This window comes from Streptomyces sp. LX-29 (genome assembly GCF_029541745.1).
GTDB lineage: Bacteria > Actinomycetota > Actinomycetes > Streptomycetales > Streptomycetaceae > Streptomyces.
Genome location: NZ_CP089746.1, coordinates 4,597,151 through 4,623,076, shown reverse-complemented (window position 1 = coordinate 4,623,076; position 25,926 = coordinate 4,597,151). Strand labels below are relative to the sequence as shown.

Genomic DNA, 25,926 nt, shown 5'->3' with positions numbered 1-25,926 from the left:
CCGCAGTCCCGCCGATACGCTACGAGCCGGTAGCCCACCTACCACCTCTCGAATACCCCTAAGACCCCCTCAAAGGCCGCAGACACTCCGAGTCAGTAGATCCCACTTCAGCCACTTGACTCCCTTGAGTCCCTTGAGTCCCAGTACGCCCCGAGGACGAGCAGGAGCCGCACACCGATGTCTGAGATGTCCGAGTCGGAAGTCGACATCCACACCACCGCGGGCAAGCTCGCGGATCTGCAGCGTCGCATCGATGAAGCCACTCACGCCGGGTCCGCGCGGGCGGTGGAGAAGCAGCACGCGAAGGGCAAGCTGACCGCACGCGAACGCATCGACCTCCTCCTCGACGAGGGCTCCTTCACCGAGCTCGACGAGTTCGCCCGGCACCGCTCGACCGCCTTCGGCATCGAGAAGAACCGGCCGTACGGCGACGGGGTCGTCACCGGCTACGGCACGGTCGACGGCCGCCCGGTCTGCGTGTACTCCCAGGACTTCACCATCTTCGGCGGCTCGCTCGGCGAGGTGTACGGCGAGAAGATCGTCAAGGTGATGGACTTCGCCCTGAAGACGGGCTGCCCCATCATCGGCATCAACGACGGCGGCGGCGCCCGGATCCAGGAGGGCGTGGTCGCGCTCGGGCTGTTCGCCGAGATCTTCCGCCGCAATGTGCACGCCTCCGGCGTGATCCCGCAGATCAGCCTGATCGTCGGCCCCTGCGCGGGCGGCGCGGTCTACTCCCCGGCGATCACCGACTTCACCGTGATGGTCGACCAGACCTCGCACATGTTCATCACCGGGCCGGACGTGATCAAGACCGTCACCGGCGAGGACGTGGGATTCGAGGCCCTCGGCGGCGCCCGCACCCACAACACCACCTCCGGCGTCGCCCACTACATGGGCGGCGACGAGAAGGACGCCATCGAGTACGTCAAGGCGCTGCTGTCCTACCTCCCGTCCAACAACCTCTCCGAGCCGCCGGCCTTCCCCGACCAGGCCGATCTGGACGTCACCGACGAGGACCGCGAGCTCGACACCCTCATCCCGGACTCGGCGAACCAGCCGTACGACATGCACAAGGCCATCGAGCACGTGCTGGACGACGCGGAGTTCCTGGAGACCCAGCCGCTGTTCGCGCCGAACATCATCACCGGCTTCGGGCGGGTCGAGGGCCACCCGGTCGGCATCGTCGCCAACCAGCCCATGCAGTTCGCCGGCTGTCTGGACATCGACGCCTCGGAGAAGGCCGCCCGCTTCGTGCGCACCTGCGACGCCTTCAACGTCCCCGTCATCACCTTCGTGGACGTGCCCGGCTTCCTGCCCGGCACCGACCAGGAGTACGGCGGCATCATCCGGCGCGGCGCCAAGCTGATCTACGCCTACGCCGAGGCCACCGTCCCGCTGATCACCGTCATCACCCGCAAGGCGTTCGGCGGCGCCTACGACGTCATGGGCTCCAAGCACCTGGGCGCCGACCTCAACCTGGCCTGGCCGACCGCCCAGATCGCGGTCATGGGCGCCCAGGGCGCGGTGAACATCCTGCACCGGCGGGCCATCGCCGAGGCCGAGGACCCCGAGGCCACCCGCGCCCAGCTGATCACCGAGTACGAGGACGCGCTGCTCAACCCGTACATCGCGGCCGAGCGCGGGTACGTGGACGCCGTGATCATGCCGTCGGACACCCGGCGCCACATCGTCCGCGGGCTGCGCACCCTGCGGAACAAGCGCGAGTCCCTGCCCCCGAAGAAGCACGGCAACATCCCGCTCTAGGCGTCAGGAAGGGGCTGTTTCCATGATCAAGGTAATCCGGGGCAACCCGACCCCCGAGGAGTTGGCCGCCGCACTCGCGGTGGTCCAGGCCCGCGCGGCGGCCGCGGCGGCCGCCGCGCCGGGCCAGGGTCTGCCGCAGGAGTGGGCCGACCCCGCCCGCACCATTCCGGGACGACGCCGGCCGCACCCCGGCCCGAACGCCTGGCGCACCACCTACTGGCCGGCCTGAGCTGGGTGAACCGCTGGAGTGGCGACCCTCGCGCGGCGCCCGCCGCGGGGCTCTCGCCGCTCCTCCGGTTCCGGTGGCTCCGGTTTTGGGGCCTCCGCTTCATGGCGCCTGAGTACGCGTACTCAGGCGCCATGGCCGTTCCACCCGCAGGATCGTTCCATGCTGTGGTCCGATCCGCTGAATGAGCCGCCCGAGGAGCTGCGCCAGGCGCAGGCGATGCTCCGCCGCGCGCGCACCGTCCTGGCGATCGCCATGGCCGTCACCCTGATCTTCCTCTGCCTCGCCTGAGGCGATCCCCCTCCCGGGTCGACCGGGCCTCGCCCAGGCGATCCCCCTCCCGAGCCTTGCCCGAGGCGACGGGCGTCCCGCCCGAGGCAACCGGCGCGGCCGGTTTCGCATCTTCATAAGAAGATCAATAGCCATAGCCGGGCACCAGGGGGACCCACCAAACGATGAACAGGCCCATCCGCCACATCGCCATCTTCAGCGGCCTGCTGATCCTCGCGCTCCTCATCCAAGCCAACAACCTCGGCTTCAAGCGCGCCGAGGAGCTCAAGAGCCATGAGCAGAACCGGCGGGTGAAGATCGAGGCGTTCGCCCATCCGCGAGGCAACATCATCGTCGGCGGCCACCCGATCACCGGCTCGGTGGCGGTGGACAGCTCCGACTTCAAGTACAAGCGCGTCTTCAAGAACGGCCCGATGTACGCCCCGGTCACCGGCTACTCCTCCCAGACCTACGGCTACACCCACCTGGAAGCGCTCAACAACAAGCTGCTCAGCGGCACCGACGACCGGCTGTTCCTGCAGAACACCGTCGACATGTTCACCGGGAAGAAGCGGCAGGGCGGCGACGTCGTCACCACCATCAACCCGAAGGCGCAGAAGGCCGCCTACAAGGGCCTGGGCGACAAGGTCGGCGCCGTCGTCGCCATCGAGCCGAGCACGGGCAGGATCCTGGCGCTGGCCAGCACCCCCTCGTACGACCCCTCGGTCTTCGCGGGCAACTCCAACAAGGACGCCGAGGCCTGGGACAAGCTCCAGAAGGACAAGCGCAAGCCGATGGTCAACCGGGCACTGAAGGAGACCTACGCCCCCGGCTCCACCTTCAAGGTCATCACCGCGGCCGCCGCCCTGGAGCACGAGAAGTACTCCGACGTCAACGCCCCCACGGAGTCCCCCGACCCGTGGACCATGCCGGACACCAACCGGGTGCTGCCCAACCACAGCCCGACCGCGCCCTGCAAGAACGCCTCGCTCAACGTGGCCATGCAGCACTCCTGCAACAACGTCTACGGCAAGGTCAGCGCCGATCTCGGCAAGGACAAGATGCGCGAGACGGCGGAGAAGTTCGGCTTCAACGACCCCGAGGTCGACACCCCGACCCGCGCCGTGGAGAGCGTCTTCCCCAAGGAGATGGACCGCCCGCAGACCGCGATGTCCGGCATCGGCCAGTCCAGCGTCCGCGCCACCCCGCTCCAGATCGCGATGATGACCGCCGCCATCGCCAACGACGGCACGCTGATGAAGCCGTACATGGTCGAGCAGCTGCGCGGCCCCGACCTCGACCCCATCGAGGAGCACGAGCCGGAGGTCATGTCCGAGGCCGTCTCCGAGGACACCGCCAAGAAGCTCCAGGAGATGATGGAGGACACCGCGGAGAAGGGCACCGGCAAGCCCGGCCGCATCGCCGGGGTGACCGTCGGCGCCAAGACCGGCACCGCCCAGCGCGGCCTCGACAACGAGATCCCGCCGCTGGCCTGGTTCATCTCCTACGCCAAGCAGGGCGACGGCTCCCCGGTCGCCGTCGCGGTGATGATCGACCCGGAGAACAGCATCCCCCGCGACCAGATCTCCGGCGGCGGCCTCGCCGGCCCGATCGCCAAGAAGGTCATGGAGGCCGTCCTCAAGTCGAAGAAGTGACCCCCGTCGACACGGGGATGACGACCCGAGCCTGAGCGAACGGGCCCGGACGCCGAGTACGCGGCGTCCGGGCCCGTTCGCGTCCTCCCGCGGCACCCGGGCCGTCGACGGTCCGAGCGAGCCTCACGGGCCTGCCCGAGCCGCCCGTACGGCGCTCCGCCCCGCCCCGGCCGCCCGGCCCTCGGATCGCGCCCCCCGTGGCGGTCGTAGGCGGCTCGACGGCCGGCGGGCGGCCCTCGGCCCCGGCGTCCGTCGCTCGGGGCGCGGTCGAGTCCGGGGCGGCGCGCGACGGGCGGGCCCGGCGCCGCTCAAGCCGGAGCCGAGGGCGGGGCGGTGTGGGCCGGGGACCGGCCGTACGGCCCCCGAGCGCCGCTCAGGCCGCGCTCCGGGCGGGCACCGTCCCCGGAGGGCGAGCGGGTTCTCTACGCTGGAGCGCATGACTGAGCCACGCCGCCGCCTCGTCCTCGCCTCCGCCTCCCCCGCCCGGCTGGGGCTGTTGCGCCAGGCGGGGCTGGCCCCCGAGGTGATCGTCAGCGGAGTGGACGAGGACGCCCTCACCGCCGGCTCGCCCGCCGAGCTGGCCCGACTGCTGGCCGAGGCCAAGGCGGACGCGGTGGCGGCGCGCCCGGAGGCCACCGACGCCCTCGTCATCGGCTGCGACTCCGTGCTGGAACTGGACGGCGAGGCGCTCGGGAAGCCCGCCGACGCCGAGGAGGCCACCGCCCGCTGGAAGGCGATGCGCGGCCGCGCCGGGGTGCTGCGCACCGGGCACTGCGTGATCGACACCGCGAACGGCCGGCGCACCTCGGCCACGGCCTCCACCACGGTCCGCTTCGGCGAGCCCAGCGACGCCGAGGTCGCGGCGTACGTGGCCAGCGGCGAACCGCTGTACGTCGCCGGCGCCTTCACCCTCGACGGCCGCTCGGCGCCGTTCATCGACGGCATCGACGGCGATCCGGGCAATGTGATCGGCCTGTCCCTGCCGCTGCTGCGTCGCCTGCTCGCCGAGTTGGACGTGGCCATCACCGAGCTGTGGACCGCCGCCGGCGGCGACGGCGATGCCTGACGCGGACGGCCATCCGACCCCGGGCGAGATGGAGCTGCGCGCGGTCCTCGGCGCGCTGGCCGACCCGTTGCGGTACGAGATCGTCTCGGCGCTGCTCGCCGAGCCGCCGGAGACCGCCCGGCACTGCTCCTCGTTCGGGCTGCCCATCTCCAAGTCCACCCGCACCCACCACTTCCGGGTGCTGCGCGAGGCGGGCCTGATCCGCCAGGTCGACCGGGGCAACAGCCGGATGGCGACGCTGCGCCGGGCGGAGCTGGACGCGCGCTTCCCCGGGCTGCTGGACCTGGTGGCCCAGAACCTCGCCGAGCGTCCGGCGGACCCGCCGGCCGACCGGTAGCCCCGGCTACACGGGCTCGGGGCCCGGGTCGCCCGGAGGCCCCGGGACGTCCTTGACGGGGGTCCCGGGCTCGCGCCGCTCGTCGTAGGCCAGCAGGGTGAGCACGATCAGGCCGAGCACCACCATCAGGTACGCGAAGGCCGTCCAGCCGACCAGGCCCACGGTCAGCGCGCCCAACACGCCGTGCACCACCGCGCAGCTGATGAGCACGATCCGGGCGAAGCGCCCCGGACCGCGGTCGCGCAGGGCGGTGCGCAGCAGGGTCACGCCGCAGAAGAGCAGATAGAGACCGAAGAGCCCACCCATCACCCAGGTGCCGGTCGACATGGCGTCAGGATCCATGCCGCCCATGGACATCTTCTGCCGGTCCACCATCAGACCGAGGACCCAGTTGAGCAGCGCTATGCCGAGCGCCTCGGCCATCAGCACCACCGCCGCCACCGCGGCCACCGGCCTGCGTGCCACCCCGCCCACCTCTTCCGCTCCCCGCCGTCGCCGCCCCGGCGCCCGGGCCGTTACCCCCGGTACGAGCGACATCCGGAACGCTACTAACGGGTAAGCCCAGGGACAAGGGGTCTGCAAGGGGTCAATAGGGGGGTCCGCGACGCGCTCGGCCGACGCGCCCGGCACGGCAAAGTTTCCGGCCGCCGTTCGTAGGAATTCAACAAAGAAACGCCGAATGCCCACGGCGCCCCGAGCGGAGACTTAGGCCACACCCCAAGGCATACGGGGGCCTGAAAAACCCGGCGTACCGTGGAGCGATAGAGGATTTCGCCAGCTTCGCGGGGCCACCTTCACACTCCGTGTGGTCAAGCTCACCCCCGGACTCGCCTCGGCGGGCAGTGTCGCCAGTACCTAAACTCAGCTTGTTTCAAGGAGGGAGCCATCGTGCGCAAGGTGCTCATCGCCAACCGTGGCGAAATCGCTGTCCGCGTTGCCCGTGCCTGTCGGGATGCCGGGATCGCGAGCGTAGCTGTGTACGCCGAGCCGGACCGGGACGCGGTGCATGTGCGTGCGGCTGACGAGGCCTACGCGCTGGGCGGTGACACTCCGGCGGCCAGTTATCTGGATATGGCCAAGGTGTTGGCCGCGGCGGCGGAGTCGGGTGCGGACGCGGTGCATCCGGGGTACGGGTTCCTGTCTGAGAACGCGGAGTTCGCGCAGGCTGTGATCGATGCGGGGTTGACCTGGATCGGTCCGCCGCCGCAGGCGATCCGGGATCTGGGTGACAAGGTCGCCGCTCGTCATATCGCTCAGCGTGCGGGTGCTCCGTTGGTCGCGGGTACTCCTGACCCGGTCTCGGGTGCGGAGGAGGTCGTGGCGTTCGCGCGGGAGCATGGGCTGCCGATCGCGATCAAGGCTGCTTTCGGTGGTGGTGGGCGTGGTCTGAAGGTCGCCCGCACGCTGGAGGAGGTGCCGGAGCTGTATGAGTCCGCGGTGCGGGAGGCGGTGGCCGCCTTCGGTCGGGGTGAGTGCTTCGTGGAGCGCTACCTGGACAAGCCGCGGCATGTGGAGACGCAGTGTCTGGCCGACCGGCATGGCAACGTGGTGGTGGTCTCCACCCGTGACTGCTCGCTTCAGCGGCGTCATCAGAAGCTGGTGGAGGAGGCCCCGGCTCCGTTCCTCACCCCGGAGCAGAACGCGCAGTTGTACGCGGCGTCCAAGGCCATCTTGAAGGAGGCCGGTTATGTGGGTGCCGGCACGGTGGAGTTCCTGGTCGGCAGCGATGGCACGATCTCGTTCCTGGAGGTGAACACCCGGCTTCAGGTGGAGCACCCGGTGACCGAGGAGGTCACGGGGATCGATCTGGTGCGGGAGATGTTCCGGATCGCCGATGGTGAGGAGCTCGGTTACGGGGACCCTGCGGTGCGGGGGCACTCGTTCGAGTTCCGGATCAACGGTGAGGACCCGGGTCGTAACTTCCTGCCCGCTCCGGGCACGGTCACGCTGTTCGCCCCGCCGTCGGGTCCGGGTGTGCGGTTGGACGCGGGTGTGGAGTCCGGGTCGGTGATCGGTCCGGCGTGGGACTCGCTGCTGGCCAAGTTGATCGTGACCGGTGCGACCCGTGAGCAGGCGTTGCAGCGGGCGGCGCGGGCTCTGGCGGAGTTCAGGGTGGAGGGGATGGCGACCGCGATCCCGTTCCACCGGGCCGTGGTCACCGACCCGGCGTTCACCTCCGATCCGTTCACGGTGCACACGCGGTGGATCGAGACGGAGTTCGTCAACACCATCCCCGCCTACACGCCCACCGGTGTGGAGGAGGTTGAGGCGGAGTCCCGCGAGACCGTGGTGGTCGAGGTCGGGGGTAAGCGGCTGGAGGTGTCCCTGCCCGCGTCTTTGGGTGTGGCGACCGCGGCCGCCGGAGGTGGGGGTGCGCGTAAGCCGAAGCGGAAGGCGGCTCGTAAGTCGGGTTCGGCGGCTTCGGGTGATGCGTTGGCGTCGCCGATGCAGGGCACGATCGTGAAGGTGGCGGTCGAGGAGGGTCAGCAGGTCGCCGAGGGCGAGCTGATCGTGGTCCTGGAGGCGATGAAGATGGAGCAGCCGCTGAACGCGCACCGCGCGGGCACGGTCAAGGGACTGGCCGCCGAGGTCGGCGCGTCCATCACCTCCGGCGCCGTCATCTGCGAGATCAAGGACTGACACCGGGGCCCGACGACGGGCCCGGGAACGAACGCCGGGGCGGGCTGGATCTCTCCAGCCCGCCCCGGCGTTTCTCGTTCCCCGCGGGTTCGGGGACGCGCGGCCTCAGCGATCCGTCGCCAGGTCCTGCGGGAAGGTCAGCTGACGGCTCATCCACTCCAGGGAGGCGGGCAGCTCACGCCGCCAGGTGCGGAAGTTGTGGCTGCCCTGGTCGAGGACGAGGGAGTCGGCGCGCATGGGCGGCTTGACGGCGTCCAGGAACTTCTTGGCCGCCGGGTAGTTGCCCTCGCCCTTGCGGCTGGTCGCGACGAGCACCGAGACCGGCGGGGCGGGCAGGTTCTCCAGCCGCCACACCAGGTCGTGCTCGCGCATCCGGCGCAGCCGGCCGTCCCCGTCGCCGAAGAGGTCGCCGGTGGTCGGGTCGTTCTTGACCTTGAAGTCGGCGGAGAGGGCGGCCGCCGCCGTGTAGGTGCGGGGGTGGCGCATGGCCAGTTGGAGCGCGCAGCTACCGCCGGAGGAGTAGCCGAGCACGCCCCACGCACCGGCGTCGCGGCCGACCCGGTAGTGGCCCCGCAGCGCCTCCGGCAGGTCCTGGGCGAAGAAGGTCTCGGCCTGCGGGCCGCCCGGCACGTCCACGCACTGGGTGTCGCGGGGCGGGGCGATGGTCGGGCGGATCATCACCACGACGCTGGGTTGGAGCTTGCCCTTCGCGATCAGCTTCCCCGCGGTCTGGGGCACCCTCAGGTGCTGCGCCAGCAGGAAGGACCCGCCGGGGTAGCCGCTGATGGCGACGATGACGGGGAACCGCTGCCGGTCGTACTGGTGCTGGAAGTACTGGGGCGGCAGGTAGACGTACGCCGGGTTGGCCACCTGGCTGCGCCGGCCGATGATCCGTACGGACTCGACCTTGCCCACCTTCTCCGGCCGCCCCTCGGGCAGCCCGTGCACCCGGTCCAGCCCCTCCGGGCCGGCGGGCTGGACGAGGGCGCCCTTGAGGTCTCCCCCGGGCCCGGTGCCGTCGCCCGCGCCCCACTTCTCCAGCGCGGCGGGCGCCCCGTCGTCGTTCCCGAGCAGCTCGTCCCAGGTTCCGTAGAACTGGAAGTTGGTGTTCACCGCCAGCGCCAGCGCGGAGACGATCGCCAGCTGGGTGACCACGATGGAGCCGAGTCTGCCCAGGACGGCGACCACGCCGCGGCCGGCGAACCGTGGCCATAGCCAGACGGTGAGTGCCACGCTGACCACCGCGGCCCCGGTCACGGTGTAGGCGAGCGATCGGCTGGTCAGTTCCATCATGACGTCTTCTCCACTCCGGTTCTCAGCGCCTTGTTTGATGGCGCTTGCGCGAACCGGCGTTGCCTGAGATGAGAGGACTTTCCCTTCTGTTCGTTTTATGACCCCTGTTGTTCGCCGTCGTGCCACCGCCTGGCCACTCACGCGCGACACGGGGCCGGCCGGGGCTCGGCACGGGCCCCGGCCGGCCCCGGCGCCCCCGGGAGCACACGGAAGCGCACGGGGACGCCGCATGCCGGGTCCGCGGCGCCCCGCCCAATGGCATCCTGGACACACAGGCAGCCAGAGGAAGGGTGAGGACCGGCGATGGCGACCGAAGCTGCGCAGGAGCGCACCTCCACCGGGCGGCCGATGCGCGCCGACGCGCGCCGCAACTACGAGCGGCTGCTGGCGGAGGCCCGCACCGCCTTCACCGAGCACGGCACCGACGCCTCGCTGGAGGACATCGCCCGTCGCGCGGGCGTCGGCATCGGCACCCTCTACCGGCACTTCCCCCACCGCACCGCGCTCATGGGCGCCGTCTTCTACGGGGAGATGGACGCGCTGATGGCCCGCTCCCGCGAGCTGGCCGAGGCCCCGCGGCCCTGCCATGCGCTGGTCGACTGGCTGCGCGCGGTGATCGACCACGCCAGCACGTACCGGGGGCTGGCCCGCGCGTTCCTCTCCGCCTCCGCCGACAGCTGCTCGGAGCTCTCCCGCTGCCGCCAACCCCTGCGCGAGGCGGGCAGCGCCCTGCTGGCCCGCGCCCAGGAGGCGGGCGCGGTGCGGGCCGAGGTCGAGATCGACGACCTGATGCAGCTCACCAACGCCATCGCACTGGCCGTGGAACAGTCACCGGAGGACCCGGAGTTGGCCGATCGACTGCTGACCCTGACCTTCACCGGCCTCAAGGCCCGCTGAGTCGATCGCCGCGCCCGGGCCGCCCCCGCCCTCGCCGCGGCGCCCCACCCCTCGCGGCGGCCGCGTAGGGTGCGGCCGACGCGCGCGGGTCAGCCGGCGATCGGTGCGATCGGTGCGATCGGTGCGATCGGTGCGATCGGTGCCAGGTTGTGTCCACCCGCTCCGTCTGGGGAACGGCTGTCCACAACCTGGCTGTTCAGCGGCGACGAGGGGCGAGATCGGCCACCCGGCCGCCGCCCTGCTGCTCCACCAGGGGCACCGCGCCGCGCAGCTGCGGCCCGCCGCCCGGCCCCTGCGGATGGGCCCGCCGCTGTCCCGGCAGCGGCATGCCCTCCTCGGCGCCCCGCCCCGGCGCATGACCGCCGCCCCCCGGCCCCAGCCGGGGCGAGGAGCGCACCGCCGGGCCGCCGTCCGCTCCGACCGCGCCCCCGGAGCCCGAGCCGGACCCCGCGCCCGGCCCGGCCACCGCGATCTGCACCCCCTGGTCGGCGAGGGCCTGGAGCTCCGTGGCGGCCCGTTCGTCGTGCGCGGGCGGCTCGTCCGTCACCAGCCGGGTGATCACATCCGTGGGCACGGTCTGGAACATGGTGTCGGTGCCCAGCTTGGTGTGGTCGGCCAGCACCACCACCTCCGCCGCGGCCTGCACCAGGGCCCGGTCCACGCTCGCCGACAGCATGTTGGAGGTGGACAGGCCGCGCTCGGCGGTCAGCCCGCTGCCGGAGAGGAAGGCCCGGGAGACCCGCAGCCCCTGGAGGGACTGCTCGGCACCGCTGCCCACCAGCGCGTAGTTGGAGCCGCGCAGGGTCCCGCCGGTCATCACGACCTCGACCCGGTTGGCATGCGCCAACGCCTGTGCGACCAGCAGGGAGTTGGTGACCACGGTCAGGCCGGGCACGCGCGCGAGCCGGCGGGCCAGCTCCTGCGTCGTCGTCCCCGCGCCGACCACGACCGCCTCGCCCTCCTCGACGAGCCCGGCCGCGAGATCGGCGATGGCCGTCTTCTCCGCGGTCGCTAGATGGGATTTCTGCGGAAAGCCGGACTCCCTGGTGAATCCGCCCGGCAGCACCGCACCGCCATGCCGGCGATCGAGTAGTCCTTCCGCCTCGAGCGCCCGCACGTCCCGCCGTACGGTCACTTCTGAGGTCTGGACGACGCGGGCGAGCTCACGGAGCGATACCGCCCCGTTCGCCCGCACCATTTCAAGGATCAATTGGCGACGTTCTGCAGCGAACACGAAACTGACAGTAACGCCAACGACCGTCTGGTTTCAGCAGCTTGCACCAATTAGCAGAAGTTGTTCGCTGTCGAGCCTTCGAGGTGGTATGGAGTGCGACCTCGAACGACGCCCGCCGGCGAACGCGCGCCGGCGGACCGCCGCGTTCAGAGCTGGCTCTGCGTCTTCCGCGTGTGCAGCTGCCGGGCGACCTCGGCGATCGACCCGGACAGCGAGGGGTAGACCGTGAAGGCCTTGGCTATCTGCTCCACCGTCAGATTGTTGTCCACCGCGATCGAGATCGGGTGGATCAGCTCGCTGGCGCGCGGGGAGACCACCACGCCGCCCACGACGATCCCGGTGCCCGGACGGCAGAAGATCTTCACGAAGCCGTCCCGGATGCCCTGCATCTTGGCGCGCGGGTTGCGCAGCAGCGGCAGCTTCACCACCCGGGCGTCGATGACCCCGCCGTCGACGTCCGCCTGGGAGTAGCCGACCGTGGCGATCTCGGGGTCGGTGAACACGTTGGCCGACACGGTCTTCAGGTCCAGCGGGCTGACCGTCTCGCCGAGGAAGTGGTACATCGCGATCCGGCCCTGCATCGCGGCCACCGAGGCCAGCGCCAGGACGCCGGTGCAGTCGCCCGCCGCGTACACGCCCGGCGCGCTGGTGCGGGAGACCTTGTCGGTCCAGATGTGCCCGGACTCCTTCAGCCGGACCCCGGCCTCCTCCAGGCCGATGCCGGCGCTGTTGGGTATGGAGCCGACCGCCATCAGACAGTGGGTACCGGTGATCACCCGGCCGTCGGCCAGCGTCACCTCCACCCGGTCGCCCACCCGCTTGGCGGCCTGCGCCCGCGAGCGGGACATCACGTTCATGCCGCGGCGGCGGAACACGTCCTCCAGCACGGCGGCCGCGTCCGGGTCCTCGCCCGGCAGCACCCGGTCCCGGCTGGAGACCAGGGTGACCTTCGAGCCGAGCGCCTGGTACGCGCCGGCGAACTCGGCACCGGTCACACCCGAGCCCACCACGATCAGCTCTTCGGGCAGCTCGTCGAGGTCGTAGACCTGGGTCCAGTTGAGGATGCGCTCCCCGTCCGGCAGCGCGTCCGGGATCTCCCGCGGATGGGCCCCGGTGGCGATCAGCACCGCGTCGGCGGTCAGCGTCTCCTCCCGGCCGTCCGCCACCTGGACGATCACCTCGCGGGTGCCGTCCGGGGACTGGGTCGGCACCAGCCGCCCGCGACCGCGCATCACCCGCGCGCCCGCGCGGGTGACCGAGGCGGTGATGTCATGCGACTGGGCGAGCGCGAGGCGCTTGACTCGTCGGTTCACCTTGCCCAGGTCCACGCCGACCACGCGGGCCGCCTGCTCCATCGGCGGGGTGTCATCGGCGACGATGATCCCCAACTCCTCGTACGAAGAGTCGAAGGTCGTCATGACCTCGGCCGTGGCGATCAACGTCTTCGAGGGCACGCAGTCGGTGAGCACCGACGCCCCGCCCAGACCGTCGCAGTCGACGACGGTCACCTCCGCGCCGAGCTGGGCGGCGACCAGCGCCGCCTCATAGCCGCCGGGTCCGCCACCGATGATCACGATCCGAGTCACGTACTCCATTGTCCCGCACCCATCAACACCGCTCCGCTCGGGGTTGGCGGTAGCCCTGTGTGGCTCCGCGTAGCGCTCCGTAGGTTCCTCCACCGGTCGCCGCGGGGACCACCGGTACATGCGTCATACGAACCGACATACGAGGCATCCGGCGATCGGATGTCCGTATTCCATGCGAATCGCACTACGAGCCTGCCACCCCACCTGCCATTCCGCTCCACTCCCGTACCCTCGGAACCATGTCGCTCTACGCCGCGTACGCCGGCAACCTCGACGCGCGGCTGATGTCCCGCCGCGCACCGCACTCACCGCTGCGCGGCACGGGCTGGATCACCGGCTGGCGGCTCACCTTCGGCGGGGAACAGATGGGGTGGGAGGGGGCGCTCGCCACCATCGTCGAGGCACCCCGCTCCCAGGTGTTCGTCGCGCTGTACGACATCGCCCCGATGGACGAGGAGTCCATGGACCGCTGGGAGGGCGTCGGCCTCGACATCTACCGGCGGATGCGGGTCCGGGTGCACACGCTGGAGGGCGACGAGGCCGCCTGGGTGTACGTGCTCAACGGCTACGAGGGCGGGCTGCCGTCCGCCCGCTATCTGGGGGAGCTCGCCGACGCGGCGGAGTCGGCGGGCGCACCGCACGACTACGTGATGGAGCTGCGCAAGCGCCCCTGCTGAGGCCGCGCCACGCCACGCCGTGGGCCGCGGGCCACCCCGGCCCCGTCAAGGCCGTCCGCACACGCCCGCCTACGCCTCGTGCGCGGGGCGGGCGCCCGGTCACCGGGCGGGCGTGATAAAAGCAACGATCCGGGCACTGCTTCAACGAAGGTCTACGCGCGTAGGAGATTAGCGGTTACGCTCATCCGCGTGAACGCTTCAGTTACTTCGGACATCCAGGGCGACCCGTACGCCGCCGCCGACGCCGCCGCCGCGCGACTGCGCGAGCTCACCGGTGCCGAGACCCACGACGTCGCCCTGGTCATGGGCTCCGGCTGGGTCCCCGCCACCGACGCCCTCGGGGCGCCGGAGCACGAGTTCCCGGTCACCGAGCTCCCCGGCTTCCCGCCGCCGGTCGTCGCCGGCCACGCGGGCACCATCCGCTCGTACAAGATCAATGACAAGCGCGTGCTGGTCTTCCTGGGCCGCACCCACTTCTACGAGGGCCGCGGCGTCGCCGCCGTCGCGCACGGCGTGCGGACCGCCGTCGCCGCCGGGTGCAAGACCGTCGTCCTGACCAACGGCTGTGGTGGCCTGCGCGAGGGCATGCGCCCCGGCCAGCCGGTGCTGATCAGCGACCACATCAACATGACGGCCACCTCGCCGATCGTGGGCGCCAACTTCGTGGACCTCACCGACCTGTACTCGGCGCGGCTGCGCCAGCTGTGCCACGAGGTCGACCCGTCGCTGGAGGAGGGCGTCTACCTCCAGTTCCCCGGCCCGCACTACGAGACCCCGGCCGAGATCCACATGGCCCGCACCCTCGGCGCGGACCTGGTCGGCATGTCCACCACCCTCGAGGCCATCGCGGCCCGCGAGGCCGGTGCGGAGGTGCTCGGCATCTCCCTGGTCACCAACCTCGCCGCCGGCATGACCGGCGAGCCGCTCAACCACGAGGAGGTCCTCCAGGCCGGGCGCGACTCCGCCGCCCGCATGGGGACCCTGCTGGCCCAGGTCCTGGACCGCATCTGACGGCCACCCCGGATCCGGATCCCGAGGACCGTCCCGACCGGATCTGATCCCACGCCCAGCCCGGCACCGGAAGCCCATCGCGGAATCGCTTGACCCAGAGCATGTATCGGGTCAGGGGATTCGGCGGTGGGCTTCTGTTCCGGCCGCCGGGCGGCGGGCGCACGCCTGGGGCACCGTATGAGTGAGGGACACCCGCTCCGGGCGCCGGGCCCACCGCCCGCCGCACCTCGACCCGTGCACGCACCGCACCCGTATCGCCGACCCTCCGGAGGAGCCCCGTGGAGTCCGAACTCATCGCCCGCGCCCAAGCCTGGCTGGCCGAGGACCCCGACCCCGACACCCGCGACGAGCTGGGCAAGCTGCTCGCGACCGGGGACGTCGACGAACTCGCGGTCCGCTTCGCGGGCACCCTCCAGTTCGGCACCGCCGGGCTCCGCGGCGAACTCGGCGCCGGCCCGATGCGGATGAACCGCTCCGTGGTCATCCGGGCCGCGGCCGGCCTCGCCGGTTACCTCCGCAAGCAGGGCCACGCCGGCGGCCTGGTCGTCATCGGCTACGACGCCCGCTACAAGAGCGCCGACTTCGCCCGGGACACCGCCGCCGTGATGGTCGGCGCCGGGCTGCGCGCCGCGCTGCTGCCCCAGCCGCTGCCCACCCCGGTCCTGGCCTTCGCCATCCGGCACCTGGGCGCGGTGGCCGGCGTCGAGGTCACCGCCAGCCACAACCCGCCCCGCGACAACGGCTACAAGGTCTACCTGGGCGACGGCTCGCAGATCGTGCCGCCGGCCGACGGTGAGATCGCCGCCGAGATCGCCGCCGTCGCCTCGCTCGCCGACGTGCCGCGTCCGGACGCGGGCTGGGAGACGCTCGGCGACGACGTCGTGGCCGCCTACCTGGCCCGCACCGACGCGGTGCTCAGCGAGGGCTCCCCGCGCGACGTACGGGTCGTCTACACCCCGATGCACGGCGTCGGCCGGACCACCCTCACCGCCGCCTTCGCCCGCGCCGGCTTCCCGGCGCCGACCGTGGTGGCCGCGCAGGCCGAGCCGGACCCCGACTTCCCCACCGTCGCGTTCCCCAACCCGGAGGAGCCGGGCGCGATGGACCTGGCCTTCGCCACGGCCCGCGAGGCGAACCCGGACATCGTGATCGCCAACGACCCGGACGCGGATCGCTGCGCGGTGGCCGTACCGGACACCGCCGTCGAAGGCGGCTGGCGCATGCTGCGCGGCGACGAGGTGGGCGCGCTGCTCGCCGCCCACCTGGTCCGCAAGGGCACCGCCCGCGACGGAGAGAGCGGTACGTTCACCACCACGATCGTCTCCTCTTCGCTGCTCTCCCGCATCGCGGGCGCGGCGGGCGCCCCGTACGAGGAGACCCTGACCGGCTTCAAGTGGCTCGCGCGGGTCGACGGCCTGGCCTACGCCTACGAGGAGGCGCTGGGCTACTGCGTCGACCCGGGCGGCGTCCGCGACAAGGACGGCATCACCGCCGCCCTGCTCGTCGCCGAGCTGGCCGCCGGCCTCAAGGCCGAGGGCCGCACCCTGACCGACCTCCTCGACGACCTCGCCGTCGAGCACGGTCTGCACGCCACCGACCAGCTCTCGGTGCGGGTCCAGGACCTCTCGCTGATCGCGTCCGCCATGCGCCGGCTGCGCGAGCAGCCCCCGACCGAGCTGGCGGGCCTGGCGGTGGCGAGCGCCGAGGACCTGTCCCGGGGCAGCGCGGCCCTGCCGCCCACGGACGGCCTCCGCTACCACCTCACGGGCTCGCCCGAGCGGGGCGTCCGCTCCGCCCGCGTGATCGTCCGCCCCAGCGGCACCGAGCCCAAGCTCAAGTGCTACCTGGAGGCCGTGGTCGAGGTGGCCTCGGTCGACGCCCTGGCCGCCGCCCGTGCCGAGGCCGAAACCGTCCTCTCGGCCCTGAAGACGGACCTGGCGAGCGCCGCGGGCATCTGACGACGCGACACGGGAAGGGCGCGGTCCGGTACCTCCGGATCGCGCCCTTCGCCGTGCGGCGCGGGCACCGCGGCTCACCCGAGGGTCGCGAGCGCCACGGGGGAGGACCGGGTCGGCCGGACCGGAGGCCGCCACAGCACACCGTGCCGGAGCCGCACAGCACACCGCGCCGGAGGCCGCCACAGCGCATCGGGCCGGACCGCCCGAACGGGTGGATCCCGTACTGCACCTGTCGCAGCCCCCGGGGCCGGGGCCCGCGGGGCGGGAGACCCTGAGGCCAGGTCCCCCGCTCAACTCCCCGGCCCCAGGAGTCGCGCCTTGGCCCCGTACGCCTCCCCTGCGGCCTCACCGGCGCCGCAGGTGACCACCGTGCCGCCGCCCCGGCCCCGAAGAACCGCCCCGCTCCGCCGCGCCCTGCGCCACGCCGCGCCCGCCCTGCTCGGCTACGCCGCCGTACGGCTGCTGGGCATCGTCGTCCTCGCCAAGTGGGCGCACCTCAAGGGGCACGGCCTCTGGCCCCAGCTGGCCGACAAGTGGGACTCCAAGTGGTACCTGCGCATCGCCGACCACGGCTACGACCACGTCCTCACCGGCGCCCGTGACAGCTGCAACCTGGCGTTCTTCCCGCTCTACCCGGTGCTGGTCAAGGCGGTCGCGGGGGTGACGCCGGGCTCCCGCGCCTCCGTGGGCCTGCTGCTCTCGCTGGGCGCCTCGATGATCGCCGCCTGGGGCGTCTTCGCCGTGGGCGACCGCCTCTACGGCCGCCGCACCGGCGTCCTGCTGACGGTCCTGTGGGGCGCCACCCCGGTCGCCCTCGTCCAGTCCATGGGCTACACCGAGTCCCTGTTCACCGCCCTGGCCGCCTGGTCCCTCTACGCCGTCCTCACCGAACGCTGGCTCTGGGCCGGCACCCTCTCGCTCCTGGCCGGCCTCACCCGCCCCACGGGCATCGCGGTGGCGGCGGCGGTCCTGACGACGGCGGCGCTGGCGCTGTGGCGGCGGCGCAGGGACGGGCCACGGACGAAGGAACGCGATCCGGCCCCCGGGCGCGTGCTGCTGGGCGCGGCGCTGGCCCCGCTGGGCTGGCTGGGCTACATCGGCTGGGTCGGCGTACGCCTGGGCCGCTGGGACGGCTACTTCGCGGTGCAGCGGACCTGGACCAACGAGTGGGACGGCGGCGCGGACACCCTCCGCGAACTGCGCACCATCCTCGCGTACCAGCCCCGCCCGCAGATGTTCCTGGTCGTCGTCTCCGCCGTCATCATCGCCTCCACCGCCCTCTTCCTCATCTCCCTCACCCAACGCCAGCCGCTTCCCCTCCTCGTCTTCACCGGCGTCCTCCTCCTCATCGTCCTCGGCAGCGGCGGCGTCTACTTCCCCCGCGCCCGCTTCCTCCTCCCCGGCTTCCCCCTCCTCCTCCCCCTCGCCACCGCCCTCACCACCGTCACCCCCCGCACCCGAACCATCCTCCTGGGCACGGCGGCTCTCTCCTCGGCGTACTTCGGGTCCTACATGGCCCTGGTCTGGCCGAGCGCGCCGTAGGGCTCAAAGGCGAGGCGGCCGCGCTCGCCGAGTCGGTGAGCGCGGCCGCCGCGTAGCAAAGCCGGGTGCGCGGACGAACGTCCTGGCCGGATCCGTGAGCGGTGGCCGTCAGCCCATGGCCAGCAGTACCGCCAGGACCACGATCCCCGCTCCCGCGGGGCCCAGGACCTCGTAGGCCCAGCGGACCTCGGGCTCCCCCTGGGCCTCCGGGTGGGCGGCCTGGGTCTCGGCGAGCTCGCGGAGGTCGGCGATGGCCTGGTCGGAGGGGGCTCGCAGATCGCCGTTGCCCAGGTCGTGCTGGGCGGTGGTGCGGCCCGTGGGGTCCTCCGCCGCGGCGCGGCTCTGCTGGCGGGCGGCCCGCTTGCGCTGGCGCAGCGAGACCGGGATCGCCCACAGCTGGTACTTCGCGCCGCCCGCCAGCACCTCGCTGGAGTAGCCGGAGCGGACCGCCTCCACCGAGGCCCACGGCAGGGCGATCGTGCGGAAGGGGTTGCGGATCCGGAGCCGGTCGCGGCCCGCGAAGACGGCCGGGCGCAGGGTGAAGGCGACGATCAGCGGGACCGCGAAGAGCAGTCCGGCCAGCGCCAGCCAGGGGGTGCGCCCCTCGCCCTGGACCACCGCGTCGCCGCCGAGCCAGGCGCTCAGCGCCAGCAGCAGCACCCCGCCCGCGATGCCGCCCGAGGAGCGGAAGACGCGGTCGGCGTACGGGGCCTCGTCGGGGGCGGAGTGATCGGAGTCGTCCGGGCTCGTCATGCGCCCGATTCTGCCCGACGGCCTGACCGTGACCCCTGTGACGGATGTTGCGGTACGACAACGACCGCTCACCCATCGACACCACGTCAGATTGCGGTACGAACGCGGAACGAACGCGGAACGGCATCAAATGAGCGGCACCCCGCTAATAGTGGCAGCGAGGGGGTGACAGGAAGCTACGCGCGTAGATATGCTCACCTGGTGACCATGCCCACCACAGTTCCCGCATACGGCAAGGACGCCGCGGAGCGACTGGCCGCGATGGCGGACGTAACCGCCAACGACGCCGCGCTGCGCCGCTTCCTGCACGGCCTGCCGGGCGTCGACGCGGTCGGTCTGCAGGGCCGGGCCGCCAGCCTCGGCACCCGCTCCATCAAGACCACGGCGAAGGCGTACGCCATCGACCTCGCCATCTCGATGATCGACCTGACGACCCTGGAAGGTGCGGACACCCCCGGCAAGGTCCGGGCGCTGTGCGCCAAGGGCGTCCACCCCGACCCCACCGACCGCAGCGCCCCCAAGGTCGCCGCGATCTGCGTCTACCCCGACATGGTGGCCACCGCCAAGGAGGCGCTGCTCCGCAACGGCGCTCCGGAGATCAACGTCGCCTCCGTCGCCACCGCCTTCCCGGCGGGGCGGGCGGCGCTGCCGATCAAGCTGGCCGACACCCGCGACGCGGTGGCGGCCGGGGCCGACGAGATCGACATGGTGATCGACCGGGGCGCGTTCCTCACCGGCCGCTACATGTCCGTCTTCGAGGAGATCAAGGCCGTCAAGGAGGCCTGCCACCGCGAGGACGGCACCGCCGCCCATCTGAAGGTCATCTTCGAGACCGGCGAGCTGCAGACCTACGACAACGTCCGTCGCGTCTCCTGGCTGGCGATGCTGGCCGGCGCCGACTTCATCAAGACCTCGACCGGCAAGGTGGCCGTGAACGCCACCCCGCCCGTCACGCTGCTGATGCTGGAGGCCGTGCGCGACTTCCACGCCACCACCGGGGTGCAGGTCGGCGTGAAGCCGGCGGGCGGCATCCGTACCACCAAGGACGCCATCAAGTACCTGGTGATGGTCAACGAGGTCGCGGGTGAGCAGTGGCTCAACCCCGACTGGTTCCGCTTCGGCGCCTCCAGCCTCCTCAACGACCTGCTGATGCAGCGCCAGAAGCTCAGCACCGGGCGCTACTCCGGTCCCGACTACGTGACGGTGGACTGACCCATGGCTTTTGAATACGCACCGGCGCCCGAGTCGCGCGCGGTCGTCGACATCGCCCCGTCCTACGGGCTCTTCATCGACGGCGAGTTCGCCGACGCCGCCGACGGCAAGGTCTTCAAGACCGTCTCCCCCGCCAACGAAGAGGTCCTGGCCGAGGTGGCCCAGGCGGGCGACGCCGATGTGGACCGCGCGGTCCGGGCCGCCCGCAAGGCGTTCGAGAAGTGGTCGGCGCTGCCCGGCTCCGAGCGCGCCAAGTACCTCTTCCGCATCGCGCGCATCATCCAGGAGCGCTCGCGCGAGCTGGCCGTGCTGGAGTCGCTGGACAACGGCAAGCCGATCAAGGAGTCGCGCGACTTCGACCTGCCGATCACCGCGGCGCACTTCTTCTACTACGCGGGCTGGGCGGACAAGCTCGACCACGCCGGCTTCGGCCCCGACCCGCGCCCGCTGGGCGTGGCGGGCCAGGTCATCCCGTGGAACTTCCCGCTGATGATGCTCGCCTGGAAGATCGCTCCGGCGCTGGCCACCGGCAACACGGTGGTGCTCAAGCCGGCCGAGACCACGCCGCTGTCGGCGCTGTTCTTCGCCGACGTGTGCCGTCAGGCGGGGCTGCCCCGGGGCGTCGTCAACATCGTCACCGGCGACGGCTCCACCGGCGCCGCGCTGGTCGCCCACCCGGACGTCAACAAGGTCGCCTTCACCGGTTCCACCGAGGTCGGCAAGGCCATCGCACGCGGCGTCGCGGGCACCGACAAGAAGCTGACCCTGGAGCTGGGCGGCAAGGCCGCGAACATCGTCTTCGACGACGCCGCCATCGACCAGGCCGTCGAGGGCATCGTGCGCGGCATCTTCTTCAACCAGGGCCACGTCTGCTGCGCGGGCTCCCGGCTGCTGGTGCAGGAGTCGGTGGCCGAGGAGCTGCTGGACTCGCTGAAGCGCCGGATGAGCACCCTGCGGGTCGGCGACCCGCTGGACAAGAACACCGACATCGGCGCGATCAACTCCGCCGAGCAGCTGGCCCGCATCAAGGCGCTGGCCGAGGCCGGCGAGGCCGAGGGCGCCGAGCGCTGGGCCCCGGCCTGCGAGCTACCGGGCGAGGGCTACTGGTTCGCCCCGACCCTCTTCACCGGGGTCACCCAGGCGCACCGCATCGCCCGCGAGGAGGTCTTCGGCCCGGTCCTGTCGGTGCTGACCTTCCGCACCCCGGAGGAGGCCGTGGAGAAGGCCAACAACACTCCGTACGGCCTGTCGGCGGGCGTCTGGACGGAGAAGGCCAGCCGCATGCTGTGGATGGCGAACAAGCTCCGGGCGGGTGTCGTCTGGTCCAACACGTTCAACCAGTTCGACCCGGCCTCCCCGTTCGGTGGCTACAAGGAGTCGGGCTTCGGCCGCGAGGGCGGCCGTCACGGTCTGGAGGCGTACCTCAATGTCTGATCGTTTGAGCGTCCTCAAGACCTACAAGCTGTTCGTCGGGGGCAAGTTCCCCCGGTCCGAGAGCGGGCGGGTGTACGAGGTGACCGACTCGAAGGGCAAGTGGCTGGCGAACGCCCCGCTGTCGTCCCGCAAGGACGCCCGGGACGCGGTCGTCGCGGCCCGCAAGGCGTTCCCGGGCTGGTCGGGCGCCACCGCGTACAACCGCGGCCAGATCCTCTACCGCGTCGCCGAGATGCTGGAGGGCCGTCGCGACCAGTTCGTCGCGGAGGTCTCCGACGCCGAGGGGCTGTCCAAGTCGAAGGCCGCCGCCCAGGTGGACGCCGCCATCGACCGCTGGATCTGGTACGCGGGCTGGTCCGACAAGGTCGCCCAGATCGCGGGCGCCGCCAACCCGGTGGCCGGGCCGTACTTCAACCTCTCCACGCCCGAGCCGACCGGCGTCGTGGCGCTGCTGGCCCCGCAGGAGTCGTCCTTCCTGGGCCTGGTGTCGGTGATCGCCCCGGCGATCGTCACCGGCAACACGGTCGTCGTCGTGGCCAGCGAGCACGCCCCGCTGCCCGCGCTGTCCCTGGGCGAGGTGCTCGCGACCTCCGACGTCCCCGGCGGTGTGGTCAACATCCTGTCCGGCAGGACGGCCGAGCTGTCCGGCCCGCTCGCCGCGCACCAGGACGTCAACGCGATCGACCTGGTCGGCGCGGCCGGCGAGCTGCACGGCGAGCTGGCCGTGGCGCTGGAGAAGGCCGCCGCGGACAACCTCAAGCGCGTGGTTCGTCCACAGGCTGTGGACTGGCTCGCGGAGCCGGGCACCGACCGCCTGCTCTCCTTCCTGGAGACCAAGACGGTCTGGCACCCGATCGGGACCTGATCCCGGCACCGGCCCCGGCACTCCGGGCGCTCCCGGGCGCCTCGCGCGCATACAGCGGCGGCTCCCGTACGGCACCACGCCGTACGGGAGCCGCCGCCGTTTCCAGGCCCGGTCCGGCCGGCCTCAGCCGGGCAGCGCCCTCATCGCGCCGCCCACCAGCGGCAGCTCCCGGAGCTTCGCGCCGCGCGTCAGCGGACCGGTGACGGCGCTGGTGCTCACCGTGGGGAAGTCGGCGATCTGGGTGCCGATCGCGTTGTTGAGCGGGTCGACGGGGGTGTTGGCCAGCGGGTTGGGCTGCGCGTCCTTGACCGGGGAGGCGGCGCTGTTCAGTCCGAACTCCAGCGCCGCCGGCAGCGAGAGCCTGCCCGGCTGCACCTTCGCCTCCCCCACGTCGGGCAGTTGCAGGTCGTCGGCCTTGAGGTTGGCCGCGGCGACCCCGGCGACCGGCGCGTTGAGGCTGACCGCCTTGGGCTCCTCCGCCCGTTCGGCCGCCTGCGCGGTCGCCGCCGCCCCGCCGGCCCCCAGGGCCGCCCCGGCCGCCGACACGGCGAACCCGGTGCGGAGCAGCGCCCGCTGGACGAGGCTGGGCTGCGGACGGACGTGACGGGCGCGATGTCGCGCGTGCCGTGCGGAAGAGGCCATGGCCACCTGCCAGTGTCGGGATGGACGCTCACGGAGTCGCAATGCGTAATCGTTAAGATGCGCAGCGTAGTTGAGGCATGCCGGAACCGTCACTCATGCGCCCCGGATGGTCCCCCGACCGGCGCAATGCCTCACACTGGTATCCCGTGACCTGCCATCCCACCGCCGCCCGCGTCGTCCTGCTGACCGGCCCCTCCGGTTGCGGAAAGTCGTCCCTCGCCGCCCGCACCGGGCTGCCCGTGCTCAACCTGGACGATTTCTACAAGGAGGCCGACGACCCCTCGCTGCCGCAACTGCCGGGGGGCGGGGGGACCGACTGGGACTCCCCGCTGTCCTGGGACGCGGACGCGGCGGTCGCGGCGATCGAGTCGCTGTGCGCCACCGCGCGGGCGGCCGTCCCGGTCTACGACATCGCCACCAGCTCCCGGGTGGGCGAGGAGTTCCTGGAGATCGGCCGCACGCCGCTCTTCATCGCCGAGGGGATCTTCGCCGCGGACATCATCGAGCGCTGCCAGCGGCTGGGCGTGCTGGCGGACGCGTTGTGTCTGCGCGGCCGGCCCGGCACCACCTTCCGGCGGCGGCTGATCCGCGATCTGCGCGAGGGCCGCAAGCCCGCCGGCTATCTGGTGCGCCGCGGCTGGCGGCTGATGCGCGCCGAGCGCGGCATCGTGGCCCGCCAGCGCTCGCTGGGCGCGCACGCCTGCGACAGGGACGAGGCCATGGGCCGCATCGCCGCCGCGGCGGCCGCCGGCCGTACGTACGCGAAGGTCAAGCCGGCGGCGACGGCCGCCACGGGCGCCCCGGCGACGACTTCCGTGCCGGCGCCCGAGACGACCGCGACCGCGGGCTGACATCCGGCCGGCCGGACTCCCGCTCGACGGCCGCGGGCACCGCGGACACCGCGGACACCGCGGACACCGCGGACACCGCGGCCCCGCGGACCCCGCACGCCCGCGCCGGAGGCGAACACGCGAAAAGAGCGGGACCGGGCAGACCCCCGACTGCCCGGTCCCGCTCTTTCACTTGCTCCCGTCACTCCCCCGAATGACGGGCCCCCGTTTCCCCCGTGACCTTCGGCGTGTCAGGCGACGAGCTCGCCGAAGGACTCTTCCTGGTCCCGGCCGAAGCTCAGGACGTCGTCCTCGCGCAGCCGGCGCAGCGAGCGCCAGATGCTGCTCTTGACCGTTCCGACGCTGATGTTCAGGATGTCCGCGATCTCCGGGTCCGTACGGCCCTCGTAGTAGCGCAGGACGAGCATGGTGCGCTGCGTCTCGGGCAGCCGGGCGAGCGCCTGCCAGAGCACCGCGCGCAGCTCGGTGCCGCGCATCGCGTCGGTGTCGCCCGCCGTCTCCGGCAGCTCCTCCGTCGGGTACTCGTTCAGCTTGCGCCGACGCCAGGCGCTGATGTGCAGGTTGGTCATGGTGCGGCGCAGATAGCCGCCGACGGCCGCCTTGTCGCTGATCCGGTCCCAGGCCCGGTAGGTCGAGAACAGCGCGCTCTGCAGCAGGTCCTCGGCCTCGAACCGGTCACCGGTCAGGTGGTAGGCGGTGGCGTACAGGGAGGCGCGTCGCTCCTGCACATAGGCGGTGAACGCCGCTTCGGTGTCCTCCGACTGCGTGCTGGAGCGCCGTTCCCCCGTGGCCTCCCCGTACGCGATTCCCCCGTTACCCCCGTTACCCCCCTGAGTGCCGTTACCCCCGTGGCCCCCCGTGGCCCCCGTAACGGCCCCCGTTACCCCCGTTGCGTCAATGGCCACCATGTAAGGAGGCCGCTGACGCCCGGCGCCGCGAGCGCACCCCCGCCCGCTCACGGCACCGGACTTCTCCATGCTCCGGCCGGCGTCGTGGAGGCGCGTGCGAACTGCGCTGGTAGCAGTGCTGTGCAGTGTGTTCATCTCGCGCCCCCCGTCGGTGGAGCCTGCTTGATCCGCTGGCTTCCCGGGCTGCCGTCCTCCCGGTGCACTAAAGACTGCCGGGCCAGTTTCATCGCGTTGTCCGCCGACTGTCACAGACCTGTCACAGGAGGAGGTGCTGTGCAGACCTGTCGCCTCGGCCCCTGACGGTCGAACTACAGGCCCTTAGTAGGTCAGAATGACCAAGTGCCTTTCCTGTTGCTGATCGAGGACGATGACGCCATCCGCACGGCCCTCGAACTCTCCCTGACCCGCCAGGGCCACCGTGTGGCGACCGCGGCGACGGGTGAGGACGGTCTGAAGCTGCTGCGCGAGCAGCGCCCGGACCTGATCGTGCTGGACGTGATGCTGCCGGGGATCGACGGCTTCGAGGTGTGCCGCCGCATCCGGCGTACCGACCAGCTGCCGATCATCCTGCTGACCGCACGCAGCGACGACATCGACGTCGTGGTCGGGCTGGAATCCGGGGCGGACGACTATGTGGTGAAGCCAGTGCAGGGGCGGGTGCTGGACGCCCGCATCCGGGCCGTGCTGCGGCGCGGCGAGCGCGAGGCCAACGACTCGGCGTCGTTCGGCAACCTGGTGATCGACCGCTCGGCGATGACCGTCACCAAGAACGGGGAGGACCTGCAGCTCACGCCGACCGAGCTGCGACTCCTGCTCGAACTCAGCCGCCGGCCGGGCCAGGCGCTCTCCCGCCAGCAGTTGCTGCGGCTGGTCTGGGAGCACGACTACCTCGGCGACTCGCGGCTGGTCGACGCCTGTGTGCAGCGCCTGCGGGCGAAGGTGGAGGACGTGCCGTCGTCGCCGACGCTGATCCGTACCGTCCGCGGCGTCGGCTACCGGCTGGACGTACCGCAGTGACCTCGACAGTCTCCGCGACCGGCGCCCCGACGAGGCCGCCCGCGTCGCCGGATCATCCGGGTGGGGAAAGCAAGCATTGAACACT

The 25,926-nt window shown here is 71.9% G+C and carries 24 protein-coding genes; 17 read left to right on the top strand and 7 right to left on the bottom strand.

All coding sequences use genetic code 11. The annotated features are described in order from the left end of the window. Positions 1 to 186: 186 nt before the first annotated feature. From LRS74_RS19950 to LRS74_RS19925, 6 genes are all read left to right on the top strand, one after another. Positions 187 to 1,767 carry an acyl-CoA carboxylase subunit beta gene (locus LRS74_RS19950; protein ID WP_277744843.1) on the top strand — a complete coding sequence of 527 codons (1,581 nt, stop codon included), beginning with the start codon at positions 187 to 189 and terminating at the stop codon, positions 1,765 to 1,767. 22 nt (positions 1,768 to 1,789) lie between these two features. Then, positions 1,790 to 1,996: an acyl-CoA carboxylase epsilon subunit gene (locus tag LRS74_RS19945; protein ID WP_144386796.1), complete on the top strand. Its 207-nt coding sequence runs from the start codon at positions 1,790 to 1,792 to the stop codon at positions 1,994 to 1,996. Positions 1,997 to 2,155: 159 nt separating this feature from the next. Beyond that, complete coding sequence (locus LRS74_RS19940) at positions 2,156 to 2,284, top strand: hypothetical protein (RefSeq protein WP_260868040.1); 129 nt, start codon at positions 2,156 to 2,158, stop codon at positions 2,282 to 2,284. 164 nt (positions 2,285 to 2,448) lie between these two features. Beyond that, positions 2,449 to 3,918 carry a penicillin-binding transpeptidase domain-containing protein gene (locus tag LRS74_RS19935; protein WP_277742268.1) on the top strand — a complete coding sequence of 490 codons (1,470 nt, stop codon included), beginning with the start codon at positions 2,449 to 2,451 and terminating at the stop codon, positions 3,916 to 3,918. A 436-nt stretch (positions 3,919 to 4,354) separates the two neighbouring features. Next, positions 4,355 to 4,984, top strand: coding sequence for a nucleoside triphosphate pyrophosphatase (locus tag LRS74_RS19930; protein WP_277742267.1), 630 nt, complete (start codon positions 4,355 to 4,357; stop codon positions 4,982 to 4,984). Then, positions 4,977 to 5,321 (top strand): helix-turn-helix transcriptional regulator, encoded by a 345-nt coding sequence (locus tag LRS74_RS19925; RefSeq protein WP_277742266.1) that lies wholly within the window; start codon positions 4,977 to 4,979, stop codon positions 5,319 to 5,321. Before LRS74_RS19930 ends, LRS74_RS19925 begins: the two co-directional genes overlap by 8 nt. A 6-nt stretch (positions 5,322 to 5,327) precedes the next feature. Here the strand turns inward: LRS74_RS19925 and LRS74_RS19920 are convergent, their stop codons facing one another. After that, positions 5,328 to 5,795 (bottom strand): hypothetical protein, encoded by a 468-nt coding sequence (locus LRS74_RS19920; protein WP_277742265.1) that lies wholly within the window; start codon positions 5,793 to 5,795, stop codon positions 5,328 to 5,330. 414 nt (positions 5,796 to 6,209) lie between these two features. Here LRS74_RS19920 and LRS74_RS19915 point away from each other — a divergent pair, with 414 nt between their 5' ends. Beyond that, positions 6,210 to 7,961 carry a biotin carboxylase N-terminal domain-containing protein gene (locus tag LRS74_RS19915; protein WP_277742264.1) on the top strand — a complete coding sequence of 584 codons (1,752 nt, stop codon included), beginning with the start codon at positions 6,210 to 6,212 and terminating at the stop codon, positions 7,959 to 7,961. A 105-nt stretch (positions 7,962 to 8,066) separates the two neighbouring features. On the opposite strand, the gene LRS74_RS19910 is transcribed toward LRS74_RS19915, so the two are convergent. Beyond that, complete coding sequence (locus LRS74_RS19910; RefSeq protein ID WP_277744842.1) at positions 8,067 to 9,251, bottom strand: alpha/beta hydrolase-fold protein; 1,185 nt, start codon at positions 9,249 to 9,251, stop codon at positions 8,067 to 8,069. A gap of 306 nt (positions 9,252 to 9,557) precedes the next feature. Here LRS74_RS19910 and LRS74_RS19905 point away from each other — a divergent pair, with 306 nt between their 5' ends. Continuing rightward, entirely contained in the window at positions 9,558 to 10,151 is a 594-nt protein-coding gene (locus tag LRS74_RS19905) for a helix-turn-helix domain-containing protein (RefSeq protein WP_347178142.1), read from the top strand. A 196-nt stretch (positions 10,152 to 10,347) separates the two neighbouring features. Here the strand turns inward: LRS74_RS19905 and LRS74_RS19900 are convergent, their stop codons facing one another. Together LRS74_RS19900 and LRS74_RS19895 are read right to left on the bottom strand one after the other, a co-directional pair. Further along, positions 10,348 to 11,385 carry a DeoR/GlpR family DNA-binding transcription regulator gene (locus tag LRS74_RS19900; RefSeq protein ID WP_277742263.1) on the bottom strand — a complete coding sequence of 346 codons (1,038 nt, stop codon included), beginning with the start codon at positions 11,383 to 11,385 and terminating at the stop codon, positions 10,348 to 10,350. Between the two features lie 146 nt (positions 11,386 to 11,531). Continuing rightward, the gene (locus tag LRS74_RS19895; RefSeq protein WP_277742262.1) at positions 11,532 to 12,980 is read right to left on the bottom strand and encodes an NAD(P)H-quinone dehydrogenase; all 1,449 of its coding nucleotides are present in this window, start codon (positions 12,978 to 12,980) and stop codon (positions 11,532 to 11,534) included. A gap of 230 nt (positions 12,981 to 13,210) precedes the next feature. On the opposite strand from LRS74_RS19895, the gene LRS74_RS19890 reads away from it, so the two are divergent. The 4 genes from LRS74_RS19890 to LRS74_RS19875 all read left to right on the top strand — a co-directional run bounded on the left by LRS74_RS19890 (position 13,211) and on the right by LRS74_RS19875 (position 18,159). Next, positions 13,211 to 13,648 (top strand): gamma-glutamylcyclotransferase, encoded by a 438-nt coding sequence (locus LRS74_RS19890; RefSeq protein ID WP_277742261.1) that lies wholly within the window; start codon positions 13,211 to 13,213, stop codon positions 13,646 to 13,648. Between the two features lie 189 nt (positions 13,649 to 13,837). Continuing rightward, positions 13,838 to 14,659 (top strand): purine-nucleoside phosphorylase, encoded by an 822-nt coding sequence (locus LRS74_RS19885; RefSeq protein ID WP_277742260.1) that lies wholly within the window; start codon positions 13,838 to 13,840, stop codon positions 14,657 to 14,659. Between the two features lie 278 nt (positions 14,660 to 14,937). Beyond that, positions 14,938 to 16,617 carry a phospho-sugar mutase gene (locus tag LRS74_RS19880; RefSeq protein ID WP_277742259.1) on the top strand — a complete coding sequence of 560 codons (1,680 nt, stop codon included), beginning with the start codon at positions 14,938 to 14,940 and terminating at the stop codon, positions 16,615 to 16,617. A gap of 369 nt (positions 16,618 to 16,986) precedes the next feature. Beyond that, a complete protein-coding gene (locus LRS74_RS19875; protein ID WP_277744840.1) occupies positions 16,987 to 18,159 on the top strand; it encodes a hypothetical protein in 1,173 nt (390 codons plus the stop codon). 108 nt (positions 18,160 to 18,267) lie between these two features. Here LRS74_RS19875 and LRS74_RS19870 read toward each other — a convergent pair whose 3' ends face one another. Then, entirely contained in the window at positions 18,268 to 18,912 is a 645-nt protein-coding gene (locus LRS74_RS19870; protein ID WP_277742258.1) for a PH domain-containing protein, read from the bottom strand. Between the two features lie 207 nt (positions 18,913 to 19,119). On the opposite strand from LRS74_RS19870, the gene deoC reads away from it, so the two are divergent. Genes deoC through LRS74_RS19855 form a run of 3 tightly spaced genes read left to right on the top strand, consistent with a single transcriptional unit; the run spans position 19,120 to position 22,423 of the window. Then, positions 19,120 to 20,124: a deoxyribose-phosphate aldolase gene (gene deoC / locus LRS74_RS19865; RefSeq protein WP_277742257.1), complete on the top strand. Its 1,005-nt coding sequence runs from the start codon at positions 19,120 to 19,122 to the stop codon at positions 20,122 to 20,124. 3 nt (positions 20,125 to 20,127) lie between these two features. Beyond that, positions 20,128 to 21,558: an aldehyde dehydrogenase family protein gene (locus LRS74_RS19860; RefSeq protein ID WP_277742256.1), complete on the top strand. Its 1,431-nt coding sequence runs from the start codon at positions 20,128 to 20,130 to the stop codon at positions 21,556 to 21,558. Then, the gene (locus tag LRS74_RS19855; RefSeq protein WP_277742255.1) at positions 21,551 to 22,423 is read left to right on the top strand and encodes an aldehyde dehydrogenase family protein; all 873 of its coding nucleotides are present in this window, start codon (positions 21,551 to 21,553) and stop codon (positions 22,421 to 22,423) included. Before LRS74_RS19860 ends, LRS74_RS19855 begins: the two co-directional genes overlap by 8 nt. A 123-nt stretch (positions 22,424 to 22,546) precedes the next feature. Here the strand turns inward: LRS74_RS19855 and LRS74_RS19850 are convergent, their stop codons facing one another. Further along, the gene (locus LRS74_RS19850; protein ID WP_277742254.1) at positions 22,547 to 23,065 is read right to left on the bottom strand and encodes a hypothetical protein; all 519 of its coding nucleotides are present in this window, start codon (positions 23,063 to 23,065) and stop codon (positions 22,547 to 22,549) included. 182 nt (positions 23,066 to 23,247) lie between these two features. On the opposite strand from LRS74_RS19850, the gene LRS74_RS19845 reads away from it, so the two are divergent. Then, on the top strand, positions 23,248 to 23,916 hold the full coding sequence (locus tag LRS74_RS19845) for an ATP-binding protein (RefSeq protein ID WP_277744839.1): 669 nt from the start codon (positions 23,248 to 23,250) through the stop codon (positions 23,914 to 23,916). A gap of 230 nt (positions 23,917 to 24,146) precedes the next feature. On the opposite strand, the gene LRS74_RS19840 is transcribed toward LRS74_RS19845, so the two are convergent. Next, entirely contained in the window at positions 24,147 to 24,959 is an 813-nt protein-coding gene (locus LRS74_RS19840) for a SigE family RNA polymerase sigma factor (RefSeq protein WP_277742253.1), read from the bottom strand. Positions 24,960 to 25,163: 204 nt separating this feature from the next. Between LRS74_RS19840 and afsQ1 the strand changes: the two genes are divergently transcribed. Next, positions 25,164 to 25,841, top strand: a complete 678-nt coding sequence (afsQ1, locus tag LRS74_RS19835) for a two-component system response regulator AfsQ1 (protein WP_144385436.1) — start codon at positions 25,164 to 25,166, stop codon at positions 25,839 to 25,841. Positions 25,842 to 25,926: the final 85 nt, after the last annotated feature.